Origin of the sequence: Arthrobacter sp. CAN_C5 (genome assembly GCF_017875735.1) — a bacterium.
Taxonomy (GTDB): Bacteria; Actinomycetota; Actinomycetes; order Actinomycetales; family Micrococcaceae; genus Arthrobacter_D.
On the sequence record NZ_JAGGMZ010000001.1, the window covers coordinates 1111458 to 1127942 of the forward strand.

General features: G+C 66.7%; 18 protein-coding genes. 6 read left to right on the forward strand and 12 right to left on the reverse strand.

The genetic code is table 11. From position 1 onward, the window contains the following. Window positions 1–2 precede the first annotated feature (2 nt). A complete protein-coding gene (locus tag H4V95_RS05320; RefSeq protein WP_209729144.1) occupies window positions 3–761 on the forward strand; it encodes a PIG-L deacetylase family protein in 759 nt (252 codons plus the stop codon). Window positions 762–785: 24 nt separating this feature from the next. Here the strand turns inward: H4V95_RS05320 and H4V95_RS05325 are convergent, their stop codons facing one another. The 5 genes from H4V95_RS05325 to H4V95_RS05345 form a co-directional block, all read right to left on the reverse strand. Beyond that, complete coding sequence (locus tag H4V95_RS05325; protein ID WP_245345579.1) at window positions 786–1601, reverse strand: anti-sigma factor; 816 nt, start codon at window positions 1599–1601, stop codon at window positions 786–788. 16 nt (window positions 1602–1617) lie between these two features. After that, entirely contained in the window at window positions 1618–2232 is a 615-nt protein-coding gene (gene sigK / locus H4V95_RS05330) for an ECF RNA polymerase sigma factor SigK (RefSeq protein WP_281064516.1), read from the reverse strand. A 249-nt stretch (window positions 2233–2481) separates the two neighbouring features. Further along, on the reverse strand, window positions 2482–3288 hold the full coding sequence (locus tag H4V95_RS05335; RefSeq protein WP_209729148.1) for a class I SAM-dependent methyltransferase: 807 nt from the start codon (window positions 3286–3288) through the stop codon (window positions 2482–2484). 24 nt (window positions 3289–3312) lie between these two features. Beyond that, entirely contained in the window at window positions 3313–3780 is a 468-nt protein-coding gene (locus H4V95_RS05340; RefSeq protein ID WP_209729150.1) for a tRNA (cytidine(34)-2'-O)-methyltransferase, read from the reverse strand. Window positions 3781–3789: 9 nt separating this feature from the next. Beyond that, the gene (locus H4V95_RS05345; protein WP_209729152.1) at window positions 3790–4740 is read right to left on the reverse strand and encodes a J domain-containing protein; all 951 of its coding nucleotides are present in this window, start codon (window positions 4738–4740) and stop codon (window positions 3790–3792) included. 72 nt (window positions 4741–4812) lie between these two features. On the opposite strand from H4V95_RS05345, the gene H4V95_RS05350 reads away from it, so the two are divergent. From H4V95_RS05350 to H4V95_RS05370, 5 genes are all read left to right on the forward strand, one after another. Next, window positions 4813–5442, forward strand: a complete 630-nt coding sequence (locus H4V95_RS05350) for a pentapeptide repeat-containing protein (RefSeq protein WP_209729154.1) — start codon at window positions 4813–4815, stop codon at window positions 5440–5442. An 81-nt stretch (window positions 5443–5523) separates the two neighbouring features. Then, the gene (locus H4V95_RS05355; RefSeq protein ID WP_209729156.1) at window positions 5524–6735 is read left to right on the forward strand and encodes a cysteine desulfurase family protein; all 1212 of its coding nucleotides are present in this window, start codon (window positions 5524–5526) and stop codon (window positions 6733–6735) included. A 10-nt stretch (window positions 6736–6745) separates the two neighbouring features. Then, a complete protein-coding gene (mnmA, locus tag H4V95_RS05360) occupies window positions 6746–7885 on the forward strand; it encodes a tRNA 2-thiouridine(34) synthase MnmA (RefSeq protein ID WP_196865666.1) in 1140 nt (379 codons plus the stop codon). Window positions 7886–7938: 53 nt separating this feature from the next. Then, the gene (locus tag H4V95_RS05365) at window positions 7939–8313 is read left to right on the forward strand and encodes a chorismate mutase (protein WP_196865667.1); all 375 of its coding nucleotides are present in this window, start codon (window positions 7939–7941) and stop codon (window positions 8311–8313) included. Then, entirely contained in the window at window positions 8303–9328 is a 1026-nt protein-coding gene (locus tag H4V95_RS05370) for a hypothetical protein (protein WP_209729158.1), read from the forward strand. The genes H4V95_RS05365 and H4V95_RS05370 overlap by 11 nt, the downstream gene beginning before the upstream one ends. Here H4V95_RS05370 and H4V95_RS05375 read toward each other — a convergent pair. From H4V95_RS05375 to H4V95_RS05405, 7 genes are read right to left on the reverse strand one after another with little or no spacing between them, the layout of a single operon-like run. After that, on the reverse strand, window positions 9325–9996 hold the full coding sequence (locus tag H4V95_RS05375) for a DUF4166 domain-containing protein (protein ID WP_196865669.1): 672 nt from the start codon (window positions 9994–9996) through the stop codon (window positions 9325–9327). The two genes, H4V95_RS05370 and H4V95_RS05375, sit on opposite strands and share 4 nt — an antisense overlap. Before the next feature lies 1 nt (window position 9997). Continuing rightward, window positions 9998–11005, reverse strand: coding sequence for a phosphotransferase (locus H4V95_RS05380; protein WP_209729160.1), 1008 nt, complete (start codon window positions 11003–11005; stop codon window positions 9998–10000). Next, entirely contained in the window at window positions 11002–12294 is a 1293-nt protein-coding gene (locus H4V95_RS05385) for a DUF58 domain-containing protein (RefSeq protein ID WP_209729163.1), read from the reverse strand. The genes H4V95_RS05380 and H4V95_RS05385 overlap by 4 nt, the downstream gene beginning before the upstream one ends. 13 nt (window positions 12295–12307) lie before the next feature. Next, on the reverse strand, window positions 12308–13309 hold the full coding sequence (locus H4V95_RS05390; RefSeq protein WP_209729165.1) for a MoxR family ATPase: 1002 nt from the start codon (window positions 13307–13309) through the stop codon (window positions 12308–12310). Beyond that, window positions 13306–14508, reverse strand: coding sequence for a DUF4350 domain-containing protein (locus H4V95_RS05395; RefSeq protein WP_209729167.1), 1203 nt, complete (start codon window positions 14506–14508; stop codon window positions 13306–13308). Before H4V95_RS05395 ends, H4V95_RS05390 begins: the two co-directional genes overlap by 4 nt. Then, window positions 14508–15194 (reverse strand): DUF4129 domain-containing protein, encoded by a 687-nt coding sequence (locus tag H4V95_RS05400; protein ID WP_209729169.1) that lies wholly within the window; start codon window positions 15192–15194, stop codon window positions 14508–14510. Before H4V95_RS05400 ends, H4V95_RS05395 begins: the two co-directional genes overlap by 1 nt. A gap of 17 nt (window positions 15195–15211) precedes the next feature. Further along, window positions 15212–16483: a hypothetical protein gene (locus H4V95_RS05405; protein ID WP_209729171.1), complete on the reverse strand. Its 1272-nt coding sequence runs from the start codon at window positions 16481–16483 to the stop codon at window positions 15212–15214. Between the last annotated feature and the right edge of the window lie 2 nt (window positions 16484–16485).

Here is a 16485-nt window from a genome sequence, read left to right on the forward strand (position 1 = left end):
TCGTGTCAGCCATCTTCGACCCGGACCGCCACCTGATCACCAGCGTCCTGTGTTTCGCGGCCCACCCCGACGACATCGACTTCGGTGCTGCCGGCACGGTGGCGCAATGGACGGCTGCGGGAGTGCAGGTCCACTACTGCATCATGACCGACGGCGACGCCGGTGGTTTCGACGCGGCACAGCGGGACACCATGGTCGAACTGCGCCGCAGCGAGCAGATTGCTGCGGCCCGGGAGGTTGGTGTCCAAGACATCCATTACCTGGGGGAACGGGACGGATACCTCGAACCAACGACCGACGTCATCAGGCGGGTGGTTGAGGTCATTCGACGGGTTCGTCCCGACGTCGTCCTGTCCATGCACCCTGAACGAAACTGGGACCGGATCCAGAAGAGTCACCCGGACCACCTCGCCTGCGGCGAAGCGGTGACCCGGGCGGTGTATCCCGCCGCAGAGAATCCCTATGCCTTCCCCGAGCTGGAGGCGGCAGGCCTGGCAAGCCACCGGGTGTCCTGGCTATGGTTCTACGCAGGCCCGACACAGTTGGAAAACCACTTTGTGGACATCACCGAAAAGGTGGAGGACAAGCTGCGCGCCCTGCATTTCCACAGCAGCCAGCACCCGGACGCTGGGCGGATGGACGAAGTGGTCCGCGGAATGCTCCAAGCCAACGCTGCGCGCGGAGGATTGGCCGCGGGACGCAGCGCCGAGGTCTTCCACGTGGTTCCGGTTAACTCAGACCAGACCATCGCCGGCTTCTAGCCACCGGCGCGGAACAGGCTCGACTCAGGCTTCGAACGGAATCTCAGCGACCAGCGGAAGGGTGGGCTGTTCGGACCCGCCATCAGGTTCGACCGTGATCGCGAACCCCATTGACGAGCCGATCCCCTCGACGGTGGTCACCAACGAATCCTCGACGTCCTCGCCGGTCATGGTGCTGATAGACACCGGGGCAGAGCCATCGGTGGGTACCCGCCACATCTGGTACACCTTTCCTGCCGGGGGAGCGGGGACCTTTTTCAGCGTGATCACTGCTGCGTCCTCGGCGCGGGACAGCCTGAGCTCGGCGGTGCCCCCGGCGGGAATGGTGAACGTCCCCGACTGGAGGTCCTGTGCCTGCAGCACCTCCTGCTCCACGGAGGTCTGCTGAAGGTTCTGCACGACGCTGACTCCACCGACCGCGATCACCACGGCTGCCGCAGCAGCAACCAGCCAGCGTCCCATGGGCCGGGATCGGCGCTGCCTCGACTCCCGGCGGGAGGCCAGGTCATCGGTGGTGCCTGAGGTTTTCGCTGCGGCCCGTGGGGCATCGGATGCTCCCGGGGTGGCCATGCTGGCGGGCAGCTGGGCAAGGATACGGTCGAACAATGCGGCGGGCGGCTCGACGTCGTCCACCACGTAAGCCCGGGCCAGGGTTTCCCTGGTCGAGCTGACACGGTCGTTGAAAGCTTTGCGCTGCGCGTCGGCGGCAGCTGACACGTGCGCCTCAAGGACCGTCCGTTCGGGATCGCTGAGCGCGTCCAGGGCGTACAGTTCAGCCCATTCGAGTGCGCGGCCGCCCTCCAGATCTTGCCGAAGGTCCGCGGTTGATTCGTCACACATTGAGTTGTCCTGCATCTCAGTTCACCCCCAAACAGGTTCTCAGTCGAAGCAATCCGTCACGGATCCTCGATTTGATGGTTGGTACGGCAACGCCAAGTTTTTCGGCGACTTCACGGTAGGTCAGGCCCCCGTAGTAGGCGAGTTTCACTGACTCCTGCTGGGTGTCGGTGAGCGTCTCAAGGCATTTCACGACGGTCTCCGCTTCGAGACGCTGGGTGACCGTGTCCACGACATTGTCGTGATCGATCTCCTGCATTGCCGCACCGTAGCGGGCCTCCCGGTCGGTTGAGCTCTGCTCCGACCGGACCTTGTCCACGGCCCGCCGGTGGGTGAGGGTCATCAGCCACGCCATGGGTGATCCCATCTCAGGCCGGAACTGGTCGGCGATGTTCCAGACCTGGAGGTACACCTCCTGGGTGGTGTCCTCGCTAAGTTCCGGGTCGATCAGAACCCGGCGGGCCAGACCATACACACGGCGCGAGGTCTGCGCATAGAACGCGGCGAACGCCTGCTGATCTTTGGCAGCCACCCGCAGCAGAAGATCGGTGAGGGTGGCCATGGTGGGTTCAGCGGCGAATCCACTCGCTGATGAACCTGCTGAGGTGGTTCTGCTGGCTCGTGGAGTTTCCATATTCTCCAAGCATAAAGCGCCCGGTCTACGATTCCGAACAGGCGACGGCCTGGTGCGGTGCAACTCGATCGTGCCCCCCGCGTACCTGCTCATCCGTCCCACCGTCCTGATCCTGTGTCCGAGGACAGTCGCTGTCATCGCCCGGGACGTTAACTACCCCGCCCAGGCGGATCAGCATTTGCTGTCATCAATTATTCGGAGCTGACGCCGCGGGGGATGGGAGGGCCCAGCAGCAGATCTGCCGCCGTGCTATTCGGCGGTTTCGGCGACGGCCACGAGGGAACGTGCATCGAGCACATAACTGGTTCCCAACCGGTCAAGGAATCCGCTCCGGATCCGCTGAGTTGCCGTGGGATCCTGTGGGAGGAGGTGGCGGAACAGCGAGCCATTCACGAGCGACCAGGCCGAGTCCGCGTCGAGGGGCACCTCGAGGGGCACCGAGTCCACCCCTGCGGTGCTGAACCCATGGGCGAGCAACCACTCGCCCAGCCGCTCGGTGGAGGCCAACTGTTCCATGTTGGCCAGCTCCCGCTCCAGTAGGGCTTCACCCTCGGCGGGGACCTCGGCTGAGCAGGCTTCCTGCAGAATCTGGCGGAACTCGGAGTGGGCGCCCGTGTCCCAGGTGCTCAGCGCAATCCGTCCGCCGGGGCGCAGCACGCCGGCCAGCTCGGTGGTGGCGACAGCCATGTCGGGAAAGCGGGGCAGTCCGTAGCAGCACAGCACCACATCGTAGGGGGTTTCAGCGGTCCACCCGGCGAGTTCGGCGGTGTCGAACCTGATCTGCGTGAGGTTCATTGCCTCGGCCTTTGCCCGCGCCAGGTCCAGCAGGGACGACGATGGGTCGAGGGCGTCAACCACTGAATCCGGACCGGCGAACTGGGCGGCCGGGATGGTGCTTGCACCACTACCGCAGTAGACGTCGAGCACCCGGTCACCGAGGTCAATGTCTGCTGCCGCCGCAACGGCGTTCCCCATGGGGTTCCACAGGGCGGGGGCGAGACGTTCAAAGTCCTCGGCGCCGGTCTCAGACACATCTTCGGCATGGCGTGGTGGCATGGTGGCTCCTTGTGGGTGTGAGGATCAGCTGCCAGCGCCGCTAAAGCTGTGCTGCCGCCAGGCCTCATAGAGAACAATTGACGCCGAATTGGCGAGGTTGAGTGACCGACGGGTGGGGAGCATGGGCAACCTGACCCGGGCCGTGACCCGGGGATCGTGTTTGACGTCCGCGGGTAGGCCCACCGACTCGGGCCCGAACAACAGGACGTCGGACGCCTGATAGGTAATATCGGCGTAGGAGATTTCACCCTCCGCGGTGAAGGCGAACACCCGCTCAGGGGCGAGTTCCTGCCAGGCAGTCTCCAGGTCCCGATGCACGCGGAGCACCGCGAGATCGTGGTAGTCGAGGCCCGCGCGGCGGAGCTTCGCATCCTCAAAGGTGAAGCCAAGGGGTTCCACCAGGTGCAACTCGGCGCCCGTCACCGCAGCGAGGCGGATGGCGTTGCCCGTATTGCCGGGGATCTCGGGAGTATAGAAAAGGATACGGAACACGTCTCAATCCTAGCGCTCGGCGTACTTCAACAACCGGCCCAGCGCCGGTAGCTGCACCACATACGGCTGGGGCCCGCCGCCCAGAAACTTCCGGAGCTCCCGCAGGAGCGTTCCAGGGTTGGCCACATGGACTGCTGTCAGCGCTGACTTGTCCAACGACGGTGGGTAATCAACGATCGGCTCGAACGGGTTGCCGTCCCCGCCGTGCAGCACGAGCCACGCCTGGACGTTGCACTCGGGGAAGAGATCCTGCACGCGCCGGACGGATTCGATGATGCGCACATCTCCAGCGATCTTGCCGTTGCGGCGCAGGGCCGCGCCGTCCCACCGGTAGTTGCCCGGAGGGGCGAGCAGTGAGTCGATGACCGCCAGCCGGTAGCCGGCCAGCACCGCGTGAGAAGCTTCGGTGCCAGCATCATCCCCAAAACGCAGCCCGTTGACCAATCGCGCCGCGGGGAAGCTGTCAAGGAAACGGTGCTCCAGCAATGCCGAGGTGCGGCGTTCGCCGTCGTACCGTGAGCCGCTGTTGGACCCGAGCCGCGCCAGGAATCCGGGTTGCCGGGCGGTGCCATGCACCTGGCGGCCCGCAAGGGTGAGGGGGATCACCGGTGGCTGTTGGGGGGAGAAGGGGGGCTCGTAGACGGCCGGTCGCTGGTAGGCCTCGTCGTCGGCCGCCTGGGCGCTGGGCGTGGTGGATGATGCCCGGGAGGGCGGGCGCGGAGCCGGCTTGTCCCGGCCTGCGGCGCTGCCGCCGAGCCCCTGATCGTAGCGACGGCGTCGTTCGGGGTCCGCGAGGGTCTCGTAGGCGACAGCCACGTCGTGGAACTGCTCTGCGCTGCCTCCCGCATCCGGGTGCGTCGACCGGGCCGCCCGGCGGTAGGCGTCCTTCACCTGTTTGGCGGTGGCGTCCCGTGACAGCCCGAGCACGGCGTAGTAGGACCGGTCGGACGGTGTCGCCATGGGTGCCTTTCATCTTCGGTGCGGCTTGCGCATCAGGGCAAGACTGTAGACGTATCCGTAGCCACCAACCAAATGCCTGCTCCTCTCTCAACGGCGGAGGAGGCCGATGGGTTCGGTAGCATCGTAGGGATGGTGATCAGTGGCGAGGATTGGTATGGGAAAGTACTCGACCGGGAAGACTATGCCGGGGCGACGTTCATTGACTGCGACTTCACCGAGGTACGCACCGCAGGGTCAACTTTCAGTAATTGCGTGTTTCGCAACGTCAAATTCAATGTCTCGACTCACACGGAGGGAGCGTTCGATGGCTGCCGCTTCGAATCCTGCAGCTTCTTCGATTCCACCTTTGTTGGCTGCCGGCTGACCGGCAGCATCTTCAGCAACTCCTCACTGGTGCCGCTGAAGGTCACCGGCGGCAACTGGTCCTATGTCTCGCTGGTGAGGGCCGACCTCTCCTCGGCCGAATTCAACGAGGTGGCACTGACCGAGGCCGACTTTACCGGAGCCAACCTCAACCGGGCCGTCCTGCGGAATTGCCGGTTATCCAACGTGGAGTGGTCCGGAGCCCGGCTGCGGGACACGGATCTTCGGGGCAGCGAGCTGGGTGAGCTGTCAATGGAAAATGTGCAGTTCCGGGGTGCGGTGATCGACGTCGCGCAGGCCATGACGATTGCCGAGGCGCTGGGGCTGGTGATCCGGTAGCGCGGTCACCCGGTGGCACAGGCGATTGCCGGTTCCCGGACCCGACGTGAAGTGTGGGGCCGAAACGGCTAGAATTGACCGATGCCCGTGTATCTTGACCACGCGGCGACCACGCCCCTCTCGGCGCCCGCGCTCGCCGCACTCACCACAGAACTTAGCCGTAGCGGCAACCCCTCGTCGCTGCACGGCTCAGGCCGCCGTGCCCGCAGGGTCGTTGAGGACTCCCGCGAAACCCTCGCTGCCGCGGCCGGAGCGCACCCGTCGGAGGTCATCTTCACCTCGGGCGGCACCGAGGCGGACAACCTTGCAGTGAAGGGCCTGTACTGGGCCCGCAGGTCAGCCGACCCGCGCCGACGCAGGATCCTGTGCTCGACAATCGAACACCCGGCTGTCCAGGACACCGTCGAGTGGCTGGCCCGGCACGAGGGCGCCGTCGTCACCTGGCTGCCCGTGGGTGCCGACGGGATCGTTTCGCTTGACGCTCTGCAGGGCGAGCTCGACGACGACCCAGCGTCGATCGCCCTGATTACCGTCATGTGGGCGAACAACGAGGTTGGTGCAGTCCAGCCGATCCGGCTCATCACCGAGGCGGCGGCTGCGCACGGCATCCCCGTCCACTCCGATGCCGTCCAGGCCTTCGGCTCCCTCCCGGTGTCGTTCGCCGAGTCTGGTCTGGCCACAATGGCTGTCAGCGCCCACAAGATTGGTGGTCCGGTCGGCGTCGGCGCCCTATACGTCGGGCGGGCAGTGAAGCTCACCCCGGTGCAGCACGGCGGCGGGCAGGAGCGGGACATCCGGTCAGGGACCCTCGACGCCGCTGGCATCTCGGCGTTCGCGGCCGCAGCCTCCTATGTGACCGCCGACCTCACCGGGGAATCCGACCGCATCGCCGCCCTCCGGGATCGGCTGATCAGCGTTGTCGAGGCAGCGGTGCCTGACGCCGTACTAAGGGGGCATCGCACCCAAAGACTCCCCGGCAACGCCCATTTCACCTTCCCCGGCTGCGAGGGGGACTCGCTCTTGTTCCTCCTGGACCTGGCAGGGGTGGAGAGCTCCACCGGGTCGGCCTGCACCGCCGGTGTCCCCCGACCGTCGCACGTTTTGCTGGCAATGGGGCTCTCCGAAGCGGAGGCCAGGGGAGCCCAACGTTTCTCCCTGGGGCATACCTCGACCGCCGCGGACGTTGATGCTCTTGGTACGGCCTTACCCGAGGCCTACCAACGGGCCCGCCAGGCCGGGATGGCATCCCACGCGTCAAGCATCCAGACAGCTGGCACAGGATTTCGATTGTGAAGGAATATTCATGAAGGTACTCGCAGCAATGAGCGGCGGAGTGGACTCCGCCGTCGCCGCAGCACGCGCCGTTGAGGCGGGGCACGACGTCGTCGGGGTCCACCTGGCGCTGTCCCGGATGCCCGGAACCCTCCGCACCGGCAGCCGGGGATGCTGCACCATCGAGGATTCCCGGGATGCCTGGCGTGCCTGTGACATCCTCGGGATCCCCTACTACGTGTGGGACTTCTCCGAGCGGTTCAAGGAAGACGTTGTTGACGACTTCATTGCCGAATACGCGGCGGGCCGCACCCCCAACCCCTGCATGCGCTGCAACGAACGAATCAAGTTCGCCGCGCTGCTGGAGAAGGCGCTGGCGCTGGGCTTCGACGCCGTCTGCACCGGCCACTACGCGAAGGTGATCGAGGACGGCGACGGCAACCGCGAGCTGCACCGGGCAGCTGATTGGGCCAAGGACCAGTCCTACGTGCTGGGTGTCCTCACGCACGAGCAGCTGAAGCACTCGATGTTTCCGCTCGCCGAAACGCCGTCCAAGGCCGAGGTCAGGGCCGAGGCGGAACGCCGCGGGCTGTCGGTGGCGAACAAGCCCGACAGTCACGACATCTGTTTCATCCCCGACGGCGACACCAGAGGCTGGCTCGCCGAGCGGATTGAGATGACCGAGGGAGCCATCGTGGACACCGACGGTGAGCAGGTGGGAACCCACCCGGGCGCCAACGCTTTCACCGTGGGACAGCGCCGTGGCCTGAAGCTCGGAACCCCCGCGGACGACGGCAAGCCGCGCTTCGTGCTGGAGATCCGGCCCAAGGAGAACAAGGTGGTGGTCGGTCCTGAACGGATGCTGGCCGTCGATCAGCTCCGGGGGATCAAGGTCTCCTGGGCAGGGCTGCCAATCGACGCCGTCGTGAACGGCGGAGAGTTCGACTGCATGGCGCAGGTCCGTGCTCACGGCGACCCTGTGGACGCGGTGGCCTGGATGGAGGACGACGCCGACGGGCAGGCCGAACTCGTGGTCCGCCTGAACGAACCGATGCGAGGCGTGGCACCCGGCCAGACGGTGGTGCTGTACCAGGGCACCCGGGTCCTGGGCCAGGCGACCCTCGACTCCGCCCGGTCCCTGGAACGCCCGGAGCTGCAATCCGCCCACTGATTGTGTCGTCGCCGGATTAGTCGGTGGTCCGCACCTGGTGCTTGACTTGGGTCATGACTGAATCGACCAGCAGCTACGACCCGGCGGCGAGCTCGCTGGCCGGGCAGGTACAACCAGAGGTAATGGCGGAACTGTTGTCGGTGCGGAGCAGCATCGACAACATTGATGCGACACTCGTTTATCTCCTCGCCGAACGGTTCAAGGCCACCCAGCGGGTCGGGGTCCTCAAAGCCGAACACCAGCTGCCAGCCGGTGACCCGGACCGGGAAGCGTCCCAGATCACGCGGCTCCGGGCGCTCGCTGAGGAGGCCAACCTCGACCCGGCCTTCGCCGAGAAGTTCCTCAACTTCATCATTTCCGAGGTGATCCGGCACCATCAGGCGCTGTCCGAGAACCGTCGGCCAGCGGAGGGCACCAGTGGCGCCTGACGCCCCACAGGTCACCGCAACGGCGCTCGGCGACTGGCCGGGAACCGACCCGCTGGAGGCGACCCGCGTGGTCCGAGGCGAACTGGGCGACCCCCATCTACCCCACCTGGTCTCCCTGCCCCACCGCGGAGTCGGTAGCGACGCGGTCGGACGCACCGCCGCCATCCTGGTGGAGCTGCCGGTCGATCTGCAGCCCCACGGCTGGCGACTCGTTGACCGGCCCGGGAAGGACCACCGACGCGCGGTGTCCGCACTCTCGACCGACCTGAACGTGCTCGGTGATCTGATCGGCGCCGAGTCCCACCCGGCACCGGCGCTGAAGATCCACCTCCGGGGTCCGCTGTCCGTGGCTGCCAACCTCCACCTGCACAGCGGCGAACGTGCGCTGCTCGACCATGGTGCCCGCCGGGAGATCAGGGACTCCCTGACCCTTGGGGCGGCGGAGACGATCAGCAGGGTCCAAACCCTGGCCCCGGGGACCAGGGTTCACCTGCAACTGGACGAACCCGAGATCGCCGACATCCTCGCGGGCGGGATCCCGACGGCGAGCGGGTACCGAACCCTGCGCGCGGTGCCGGACCAGGAAGTGTCGGACGCCTGGGATGCGATCGCGGAGGCGGTGCGCGCCGCCGGGGCAGCCACCGTGACCGTGTCCTTCCCAGCCGACCGTGCGCCCCTGGACGTTCTCGGCATGAGCACCCTCAGTGCGGTGGCGGTCCCGCTGGCGGGGCTGACCATGGCGCAGTGGGAGCAGCTCGCGGGACATCTCGAAGCCGACGGCGAATTGTGGGCGGGCATTGTTCCGGATCCCCGCCGACCGCGGAGAGTCGCGACGCTCGCCGCTTCCGTCCTCACCCCGTGGCGTCAACTTGGCCTGCCCGTCAGCCGGTTGGCGCAGTTGCGGCTGACGCCTGATGCGGGGCTCGAGAGCGTTTCCCCGTCGGCGGCCGGGACCATCCTGAGCCGGCTGACCCAGACCGCCGACGCCCTGAACCAGGAGATGGCGGGGAACTAGCTGCGCCGTTCCCAGCGCCTCGGTTCGGCCTCGGCGGGCAGCACCCCGTCAAAGTCGATCAGGTGGTAGTCGAAGGCCCCCGCGTAGACCAGGAGGGTACCCAGTTGCCGCTGCACCACCCGGGTCTGGATCCTGAACCTGCCCGTCGCCTCATCCCACCACTGCTCCATGTAGGCCACGGCGCCGACAACATCGGGTACAGCCAACCGCGCCGGGCCGGCAAACACGCGGGTCCGGTTGGAGACCATCCGCATCCGACCCTCAGCGGTGACGGAGCAGGTGAGGTCGGTGAGCGTCAGCCGGTGTGCCCCCACGTAGTCGAGCAACTGACCGTCCTCCTCGGAGGTGGTGTCCTCGAAAACGCGGTCGACCCCGGGAAAGTGCAGCACACGCCGGGCGGTCAGCGAAGACCTGCCGAATGGATCCGTATGCGGGTAATTGACGATCGTGAACGGTACATCGGTCCCGTATTCGGGGAAGAACGAGTTCTCCGCAGCCGCCAGCCGGAAAACGGGTCGAGCGAACCAGGCCGGGCAGCCCGCCACCTCAAAGGTGCCGCTGCCCACGCCGGCCTTTCCCGCGTCGGAGTGGAGGCTGAAATATGCCTGCAGTTCCGGCTGGAGCCGGTCAAAGTCAGTGCCCAAAGCGCGCTGGTAGATGGATTGCATGTTAGAACTCCCAGTGTCGTCGTTCGCTGATCCAGTCGATCAGGATGCGTGCGGTAAATCGTTGGTGGGTGCGCAGGAAGGGACTGGTGGCCAGGTCCGGTTGGGATCCACTGGTCACCATGTAGGCGGCAAGGACCGCCAGCCAGGCATCAATATGGTCGGGGTCGGCGTCTGCACTCAGCGGTGACTCGGTGACCCAGGGACCGACGTCGATCCCGGCGTGGCGCGGATACACCAGCAGCGCCACCCAGTCCGCCCACGCCGGGCCGGTGGACAGGAAGTTCCAGTCACAAAAGAGCGCAACGGGTTCGGTGGTGCTCCTGGGGTTGGAACGGATCAGAATGTTGTCAGCCCGGAGATCATTGTGCAGCACTGCGTCGCCCACCAGTGCGTCGCGGCCGAGCAGGGTCAGGTCCTGAAGCTCCCCCATCTGCTGAGGGGTAAGGGGGGACAGATAGGAGGGGAGCCGATCATTGACCAGCCAACAGTCGGACACGCCGGTCGGGGAGTCAGCGCCAAAGAAGTCGTCGACCATCGAACCACCGGAGAACTCGGCCGGTAACTCCTGAAGACCGGACTGAACCGTCAGCAATGACCGGTGGACGGCCCCCAGATCGGTGGCGGTCCAGGGCTGCCCCGGCATAGAGCCGTCAATAGCCTCAAAGCAGAGCAGTTGCCACTGGGTTCCGGCAGCGGGGATCAGTTCCGCAAAGTGCAGTAACGGGAACGGCAAATTGGCCGGGAGTGCGGCGAGGACCTCAGCCTCCCGGACATAGGCAGCGAAAATGAGGTGATCGGTAGCAGGGGCTGCCTTGGCGAAAACCCGTCGGTTCCCGCCGGTAAGCACCGCCGCAAAACCGTTGGTGAAACCGCCACCGGCCAGTGGCGCTGAATCCACTGGAGCGCCGAGCCCGGCTGCGAAACGGTGCTGGACAGCAGCAGGCAGGGCAGACCATGGCTGGCGGCGGGCCGTCTGGGAATAGTCGACGCCGACGGGTGGCGTCGTCACAGCCGGCCCGCCGCCTTGAGCCGGATGTACATGTCGGCCAGTTGGGGAGGCAACTCGTGCGGGGGAGCGTCGACGACCTCGGTCCCGAGCTGGCGGAACTGTGATTTCACCGCTGCCCGGTCCAGCAGGGCGCGCTCCGCGGCGGCCGCCCGGTACACATCGGAGGCTGACTGGCGCTCCGCTCGCATTTCGTCCAGCCGCGGGTCGCGGACCGAGGCAACCACCACCACGTGCTGGGACGTGAGCTCCGCCAGGACGGGGAGAAGTCCCTCCTCCACCGACCCGGAATCGAGGGAGGTCAGCAAGACAACCAGGGAGCGGTGGGACGAAATAGCGCGCACATGGGAGGGAATCCGTGACCAGTCCGCTTCGATCAGTTCGGCTTCCAGGGGGGCCATGGCCTTGACCAGGGAGTTCAGGAGGTTCCCCTTCGCCGCCGAGGCCACCCGGGCGCGGGGACGACGGTCAAACGCGAGGAAATCTACCCGGTCACCTCCACGCTGGGCCAGCACGGCCAGGAGCAGCGCGGCCTCCATCGACGTGTCCAACCGGGGCTCGTCGTTGATCCGGGCGGCGGACGTGCGGGACGTATCAAGAACAATCACCACCCGCCGGTCACGTTCAGGGCGCCAGGTGCGCACCACCGTCTCACGGCGGCGGGCGGTGGCGCGCCAGTCGATGGAGCGGACGTCGTCGCCCCTCACATAGTCCCGCAGCGAGTCGAATTCGGTTCCGGCACCGCGGATCTGGACCGCGGCGCGGCCGTCGAGTTCCCGGAGCCGGCGCAGTTTGGAGGGTAGGTGGCGTTTGGAGTGGAACGGGGGGAGGACACGGAGCAACCCAGGGGCTGGGATGCTGAGCTGCCTGGCCGTGAGTCCCAGCGGACCGAAGCTGCGAATCGTCACCTGCTCCACCCGCAGGTGGCCCCGGCGTTCCGGAAGCATCCGGACCTGTACCTGCCGTGACTCTCCCACGGGTACCGATATCCGCTGTACAGGGTTGATGGCGCCGGCCGACGGCTGCCATCCCTCGCGGACTTGCGCGTGCAGCGGACGGCGTGAGTAGTTGCGGACCGTGAGGACACTGGTGCAGGCCTCGGTGAGGCGGACCGTGTCCGGCAGCGACCGGCTGAGCCCTTGCCGCCGGGGTGATGCTGCGAGCGCCAGGTCAAGGGCCGCGGCGCCCAGGAGGCAGGCCGTCCAGAGCAGGATCGAGGTCGCGCCGGGGTACAGCGCGACGGGAAGCGTTCCGAGGAACGCCAGGAGGACGAAACGTCCAGTAATGCTCATGCGGGCCGGAACCTTAGCGGGGGACGGGAACGGTAGCGAGGATACTCATCAGGACGTCGTCCACTTCGACGCCGTCCATCAGTGCCTCGGGGCGCATCGACACACGGTGCCGCAACGCAGGGAGGGTGAGCGCCTTGACGTCGTCGGGGGTGACGAATGTCCGTCCCGAAAGCCAGGCCCACGCCCGGGCGGTGTTCAGCAGGGCAGTGGCACCCCGGGGAGACACCCCCAGCTGGAAGGATGGGGCGGTGCGGGTGGCCCGCACCACGTCCACAATGTAGGCGATCACCTCGGGGGCGATCGCCACGGCTGCCACCGACCGGCGGGCACTCGCCAGGTCCGTTGCGGAGGCGACGGCGCTGACCCGTGCTGCCGCGAGCTGCCGGGGGTCGAATCCTATGCTGTGACGGCGGATCACCTCGATCTCGTCGTCCCGGTCTGGCACCGACAGGGTGAGCTTCAACAGAAAACGGTCCAGCTGGGCCTCCGGCAGCGGATAGGTTCCCTCGTATTCCACCGGGTTCTGGGTAGCGGCGACGATGAACGGATCGGGCAGGGCACGCGACACCCCGTCCACCGACACCTGGCGTTCCTCCATGGCTTCGAGCAGCGATGCCTGGGTTTTGGGAGGCGTCCGGTTGATTTCGTCGGCCAGCAGGATATTCGTGAACACTGGTCCCTCGCGGAAGGTGAACTTCGAGTTCTGGGCCTCGTAGATCAGGGAGCCGGTAACGTCACCGGGCATGAGGTCGGGGGTGAACTGTACGCGCTTCGTGTCCAGGCTGAGGGCCGCCGAAAGGGTCCGGACCAGCAGGGTTTTTGCGACACCGGGTACCCCCTCCAGCAGGACGTGACCGTTGGCCAGGAGGGCAATCAGCATCCCGGTCACTGCGGCGTCCTGGCCGACGATCACCTTGGCCACCTCGGCACGCACATTCAGCAGGGCCTGGCGCTCCGGGGCCCGCCCGTCGGTTGCAACCGGTGAGTCGTGGTGGTTGGGGAACTGGTGGCTCATCTCGCGTCGATCTCTTTCTCTAGGGAGTCAAGGTCTTGGCTCCAACGCACCAGGTGCGCGTTGGAGGCGGGTGCATCGGTGCGGAGCAGCCTGTCAAGATCCGCGGGAGTCCGGCCCGAGTGCCGCGCGGCCGCGTCCACCACCTCGGCCACCGAACTGGTCGCTGGCAGGCGGAGCCGTGAGGCAAGACGGAGGAGGGTAGCGGCACGCAGATTTGCGGCTGCGCGATCCAGTGAGGAGGAATCCTGGTAAAGGCGGGCCCGTCCTTCGGCGGTCTCGGCGGCACGAACCACCACGGGCAGGGGCTCGGTCACCAGCGGACCCAGCCTCCGCCCACGCCACAGCACTGCCAGCAGCCCCGTGGCGAGGAGCCAGAGCATCACCGGGTTCACCCATTCGGGCAACAGGTTCAGCGGGTCGACCAGTGCATCGGCCGGGGCGAGGTCCGCGGGGGTGGGCTGGTACCAGACGAGCACCGGGTTATTGCCCAGGGTACGTAGCGCCAGCGCCGCATTCCCTTCCCGGTCGATTGACTCGTTGCTGAGGATGGCGCCGTTGCCCAGCGCCACGATGTCCTGCCCTGCCGTTGCGGCATAGGATCCCGACGGCGGACCACCCTGGGCCGAGGCCGGTGGGAAACAGATCAGGTCCCCCCGGTAGGCGAAGCCTCCGGCCGTGATGGCAGCGGCAGCGGTGGCATCCGTCACCTGGCAGGCCGCCGGAAGCGCCCCGTCCGCCTCGGCCGCGGGGATCAAGCCTGCCTGACGAATGGTGGGGGCAAGCTCGGACAGCATGATGGTGGTGGGTTCGATGAGGACCAGCCGGTCGGCGACTCCGCTGAGCTGTCCCAGCTGGTCGGCGCTCAACCAGGAGTCGGGGTCGTGGAGTAAGAGGGTGGCTTCGTTGCTGAGAGCGTCCTCGGCGGCTTGCAGGGATTCGGCCTGTACTACCTCGACGCCGCGGTCGGCGAGGACCTCGGCGAGTGCCATCGCACCGGACGGTGCAGGGTTGACCGGCGAGAGGGCGGCTCCGTCCTGCCCCGACCGGCCGAAGAATCCGAGCACCACAACCAGGACCAGGAGGAGCCCGAGGGCCAGCCAGGGGGCGAGCCGACGGAACCGGGTGCCAGCGGTCCGGGCGGCGCTGCCGCCGTCGCCCAGAACCTCGGGCGCGACGTCGTGAGTTTCCTGCTCAATCATCAGCGGGGCGCCATCAGTTCGGGTGTGTGCCGTTGCAGGGCGGGAGGGGTGGCGGTCAGCAGATCATCGATGGCGGTGGCGCGCTGGTAGTCCGACGCATCGGCAGCCTGGCTGCCGTAGTGGACCTCGTTGAACCGGTTGGCGAGCCAGCTGGTTTCCTCAGCTGTCGGGCCGAACGCAGCCCGGAGTTGCACAGCGGTTTCGCCTGCAGTGCGACCGGGCTGGCTGTCGACGATTCCCCGTTCCTCAGCCGATCGGATCACGGCGCGGAGCCGCTCGGTCAGCGCGGTGTCCCAATTCTTCGAGGAGGCAGCGCTGTCTGCGAGTTGTCGGTGTTCGAGCGCGGTGCGCACGGTATCACCGGCGAACACCCCGACCCCGTCCACCTTGCGCCGGGCATTGAGGCGCGGACGGACCAACCAGACGGCCGCCGCAATGACAATCGCCGCACCCAGGGCGAGCAGCAGTGTGCCTGGACCAGCCTCCAGCGGCCGTAGTCCCGCGAGAAGCGAGCCCAACCACTCGAGGATGGCGGCGATGAGCCGCTCAATGATGTTCGGCTCAGCCTCCTGATAGGGCCCTTTGGCCAGTTCGTCGACCAGCCACCGGCGCGCCTCGTCGTCGTCAGGCACCACCGGGCGATGACCGGTGAGGGGCAGGACAGCGGGCACTGGTGGGGTTGGCATCGTGGGGGTGCCCTGGCTTAGGCGCCATTGGCGGGCGGGTTGCCCGGCTGGTGGCCGAACTGCTGGCCGCCGGGGTTGGCGGACTGGCCCGGGATGGAGGTGAATCTGCCCGCGGTGGCTTCTTCGTGTTCGCGCAGCAGGACGACGTCGAATCCCTCACGCCTGATGCGTAGGTCCACGTAAAGGAGGGCGGTCACGCCAGCCTGGAAGGCGTAGCCGATGGCGCCGAACACCGCGGTGATCAGCTGGGCCAGAATCAGGACGGGCAGCGAACTCATCAGTTCCTCGCCAAGTTCCGTGGGGGAGTCGCTGAAGGACACGAACTGGGTGGCGAGCAGGCTCAGCGGGGTGGAAATCACCGACGTGATGATCGAGACGATGATGCTGGTGAGGATCAGGATCCCGAACGTGCGCCACCAGTTACGGCCGGTCAGGGTCCAGGACCGGCGCAGCGAGGTGATTGGTCCGGCCCCTTCCAGCATCAGCACGGCCGGGGCGAGCACGAACTTGATGCTGAGCCACACGATTGCGGCCAGCGAGGCCAGGAACCCGAGCACGATGAGCCAGATGGAATCCTGGCCCAGGGCTGTGGCCAGCAGGACGGCGATCACCACCAGGAGACCCAGGCCGACGACAATGATCAGCAGCAGCAGGAACCCGAGTCCGAGCAGCGGGAGGATACGCCGGGCAGCCAGCTTCCACAGCTGTACGAAGCTGGTTCGCTCGTTCAGCACTGCCCGCGCGATAGGGATGACCAGGACCCCCTGGAGGATGAGCACCCCCACGCTGCTCAGGACCACGAGCGCGGTACCCACCGAAATTGCCGATACCGCAAGGCCGGTCACCTGATCCACTGAGGGGTTGTTTGGATCCAGCTGGGCAAGTGACCCGACCAGCCCGACCGTGAGCAGCAGGGTCAGCACGGAAATGACGACCTGGAAGAGGATCGCCGTGCCGAAGGTCGCTAGGGGGTTCTTGCGGCATGCCTGGAACGCTCCATCGAGGATTTCTCCCAGGCCCAGGGGACGTAGTGGGATGATTCCCGGCTTCGGCGGAGCCTGATAGCCGCGGAACTGGCCATGCGGAACGCCCTGCCAGGGCGCTGACGCGCCCCACTGGGGCTGTTCACCCTGCCCGGTACCGGGTTGCTGGCCCCACTGGGGCTGTCCGCCCCATTGAGTGTTCTGTCCCCATTGGGGCTGTGGGCCAGAGGTCGGCGGCAGCTGGCCGTCGGGCGCGTTGTCCCGCGCCTGGTCGCCTGGTTCACTGTCGTGCGGATTGTTGCTCATCC

Excerpts from the sequence above, each read along its gene's own strand:
- H4V95_RS05325 (WP_245345579.1), bottom strand. The coding sequence starts at position 1,601 with ATGTGTGACGAATCAACCGCGGACCTTCGGCAAGATCTGGAGGGCGGC.
- sigK (WP_281064516.1), bottom strand. The coding sequence starts at position 2,232 with ATGGAAACTCCACGAGCCAGCAGAACCACCTCAGCAGGTTCATCAGCG.
- H4V95_RS05335 (WP_209729148.1), bottom strand. The coding sequence starts at position 3,288 with ATGCCACCACGCCATGCCGAAGATGTGTCTGAGACCGGCGCCGAGGAC.
- H4V95_RS05345 (WP_209729152.1), bottom strand. The coding sequence starts at position 4,740 with ATGGCGACACCGTCCGACCGGTCCTACTACGCCGTGCTCGGGCTGTCA.
- H4V95_RS05350 (WP_209729154.1), top strand. The coding sequence starts at position 4,813 with ATGCCTGCTCCTCTCTCAACGGCGGAGGAGGCCGATGGGTTCGGTAGC.
- H4V95_RS05355 (WP_209729156.1), top strand. The coding sequence starts at position 5,524 with ATGCCCGTGTATCTTGACCACGCGGCGACCACGCCCCTCTCGGCGCCC.
- mnmA (WP_196865666.1), top strand. The coding sequence starts at position 6,746 with ATGAAGGTACTCGCAGCAATGAGCGGCGGAGTGGACTCCGCCGTCGCC.
- H4V95_RS05365 (WP_196865667.1), top strand. The coding sequence starts at position 7,939 with ATGACTGAATCGACCAGCAGCTACGACCCGGCGGCGAGCTCGCTGGCC.
- H4V95_RS05375 (WP_196865669.1), bottom strand. The coding sequence starts at position 9,996 with ATGCAATCCATCTACCAGCGCGCTTTGGGCACTGACTTTGACCGGCTC.
- H4V95_RS05385 (WP_209729163.1), bottom strand. The coding sequence starts at position 12,294 with ATGAGCATTACTGGACGTTTCGTCCTCCTGGCGTTCCTCGGAACGCTT.
- H4V95_RS05390 (WP_209729165.1), bottom strand. The coding sequence starts at position 13,309 with ATGAGCCACCAGTTCCCCAACCACCACGACTCACCGGTTGCAACCGAC.
- H4V95_RS05395 (WP_209729167.1), bottom strand. The coding sequence starts at position 14,508 with ATGATTGAGCAGGAAACTCACGACGTCGCGCCCGAGGTTCTGGGCGAC.
- H4V95_RS05400 (WP_209729169.1), bottom strand. The coding sequence starts at position 15,194 with ATGCCAACCCCACCAGTGCCCGCTGTCCTGCCCCTCACCGGTCATCGC.
- H4V95_RS05405 (WP_209729171.1), bottom strand. The coding sequence starts at position 16,483 with ATGAGCAACAATCCGCACGACAGTGAACCAGGCGACCAGGCGCGGGAC.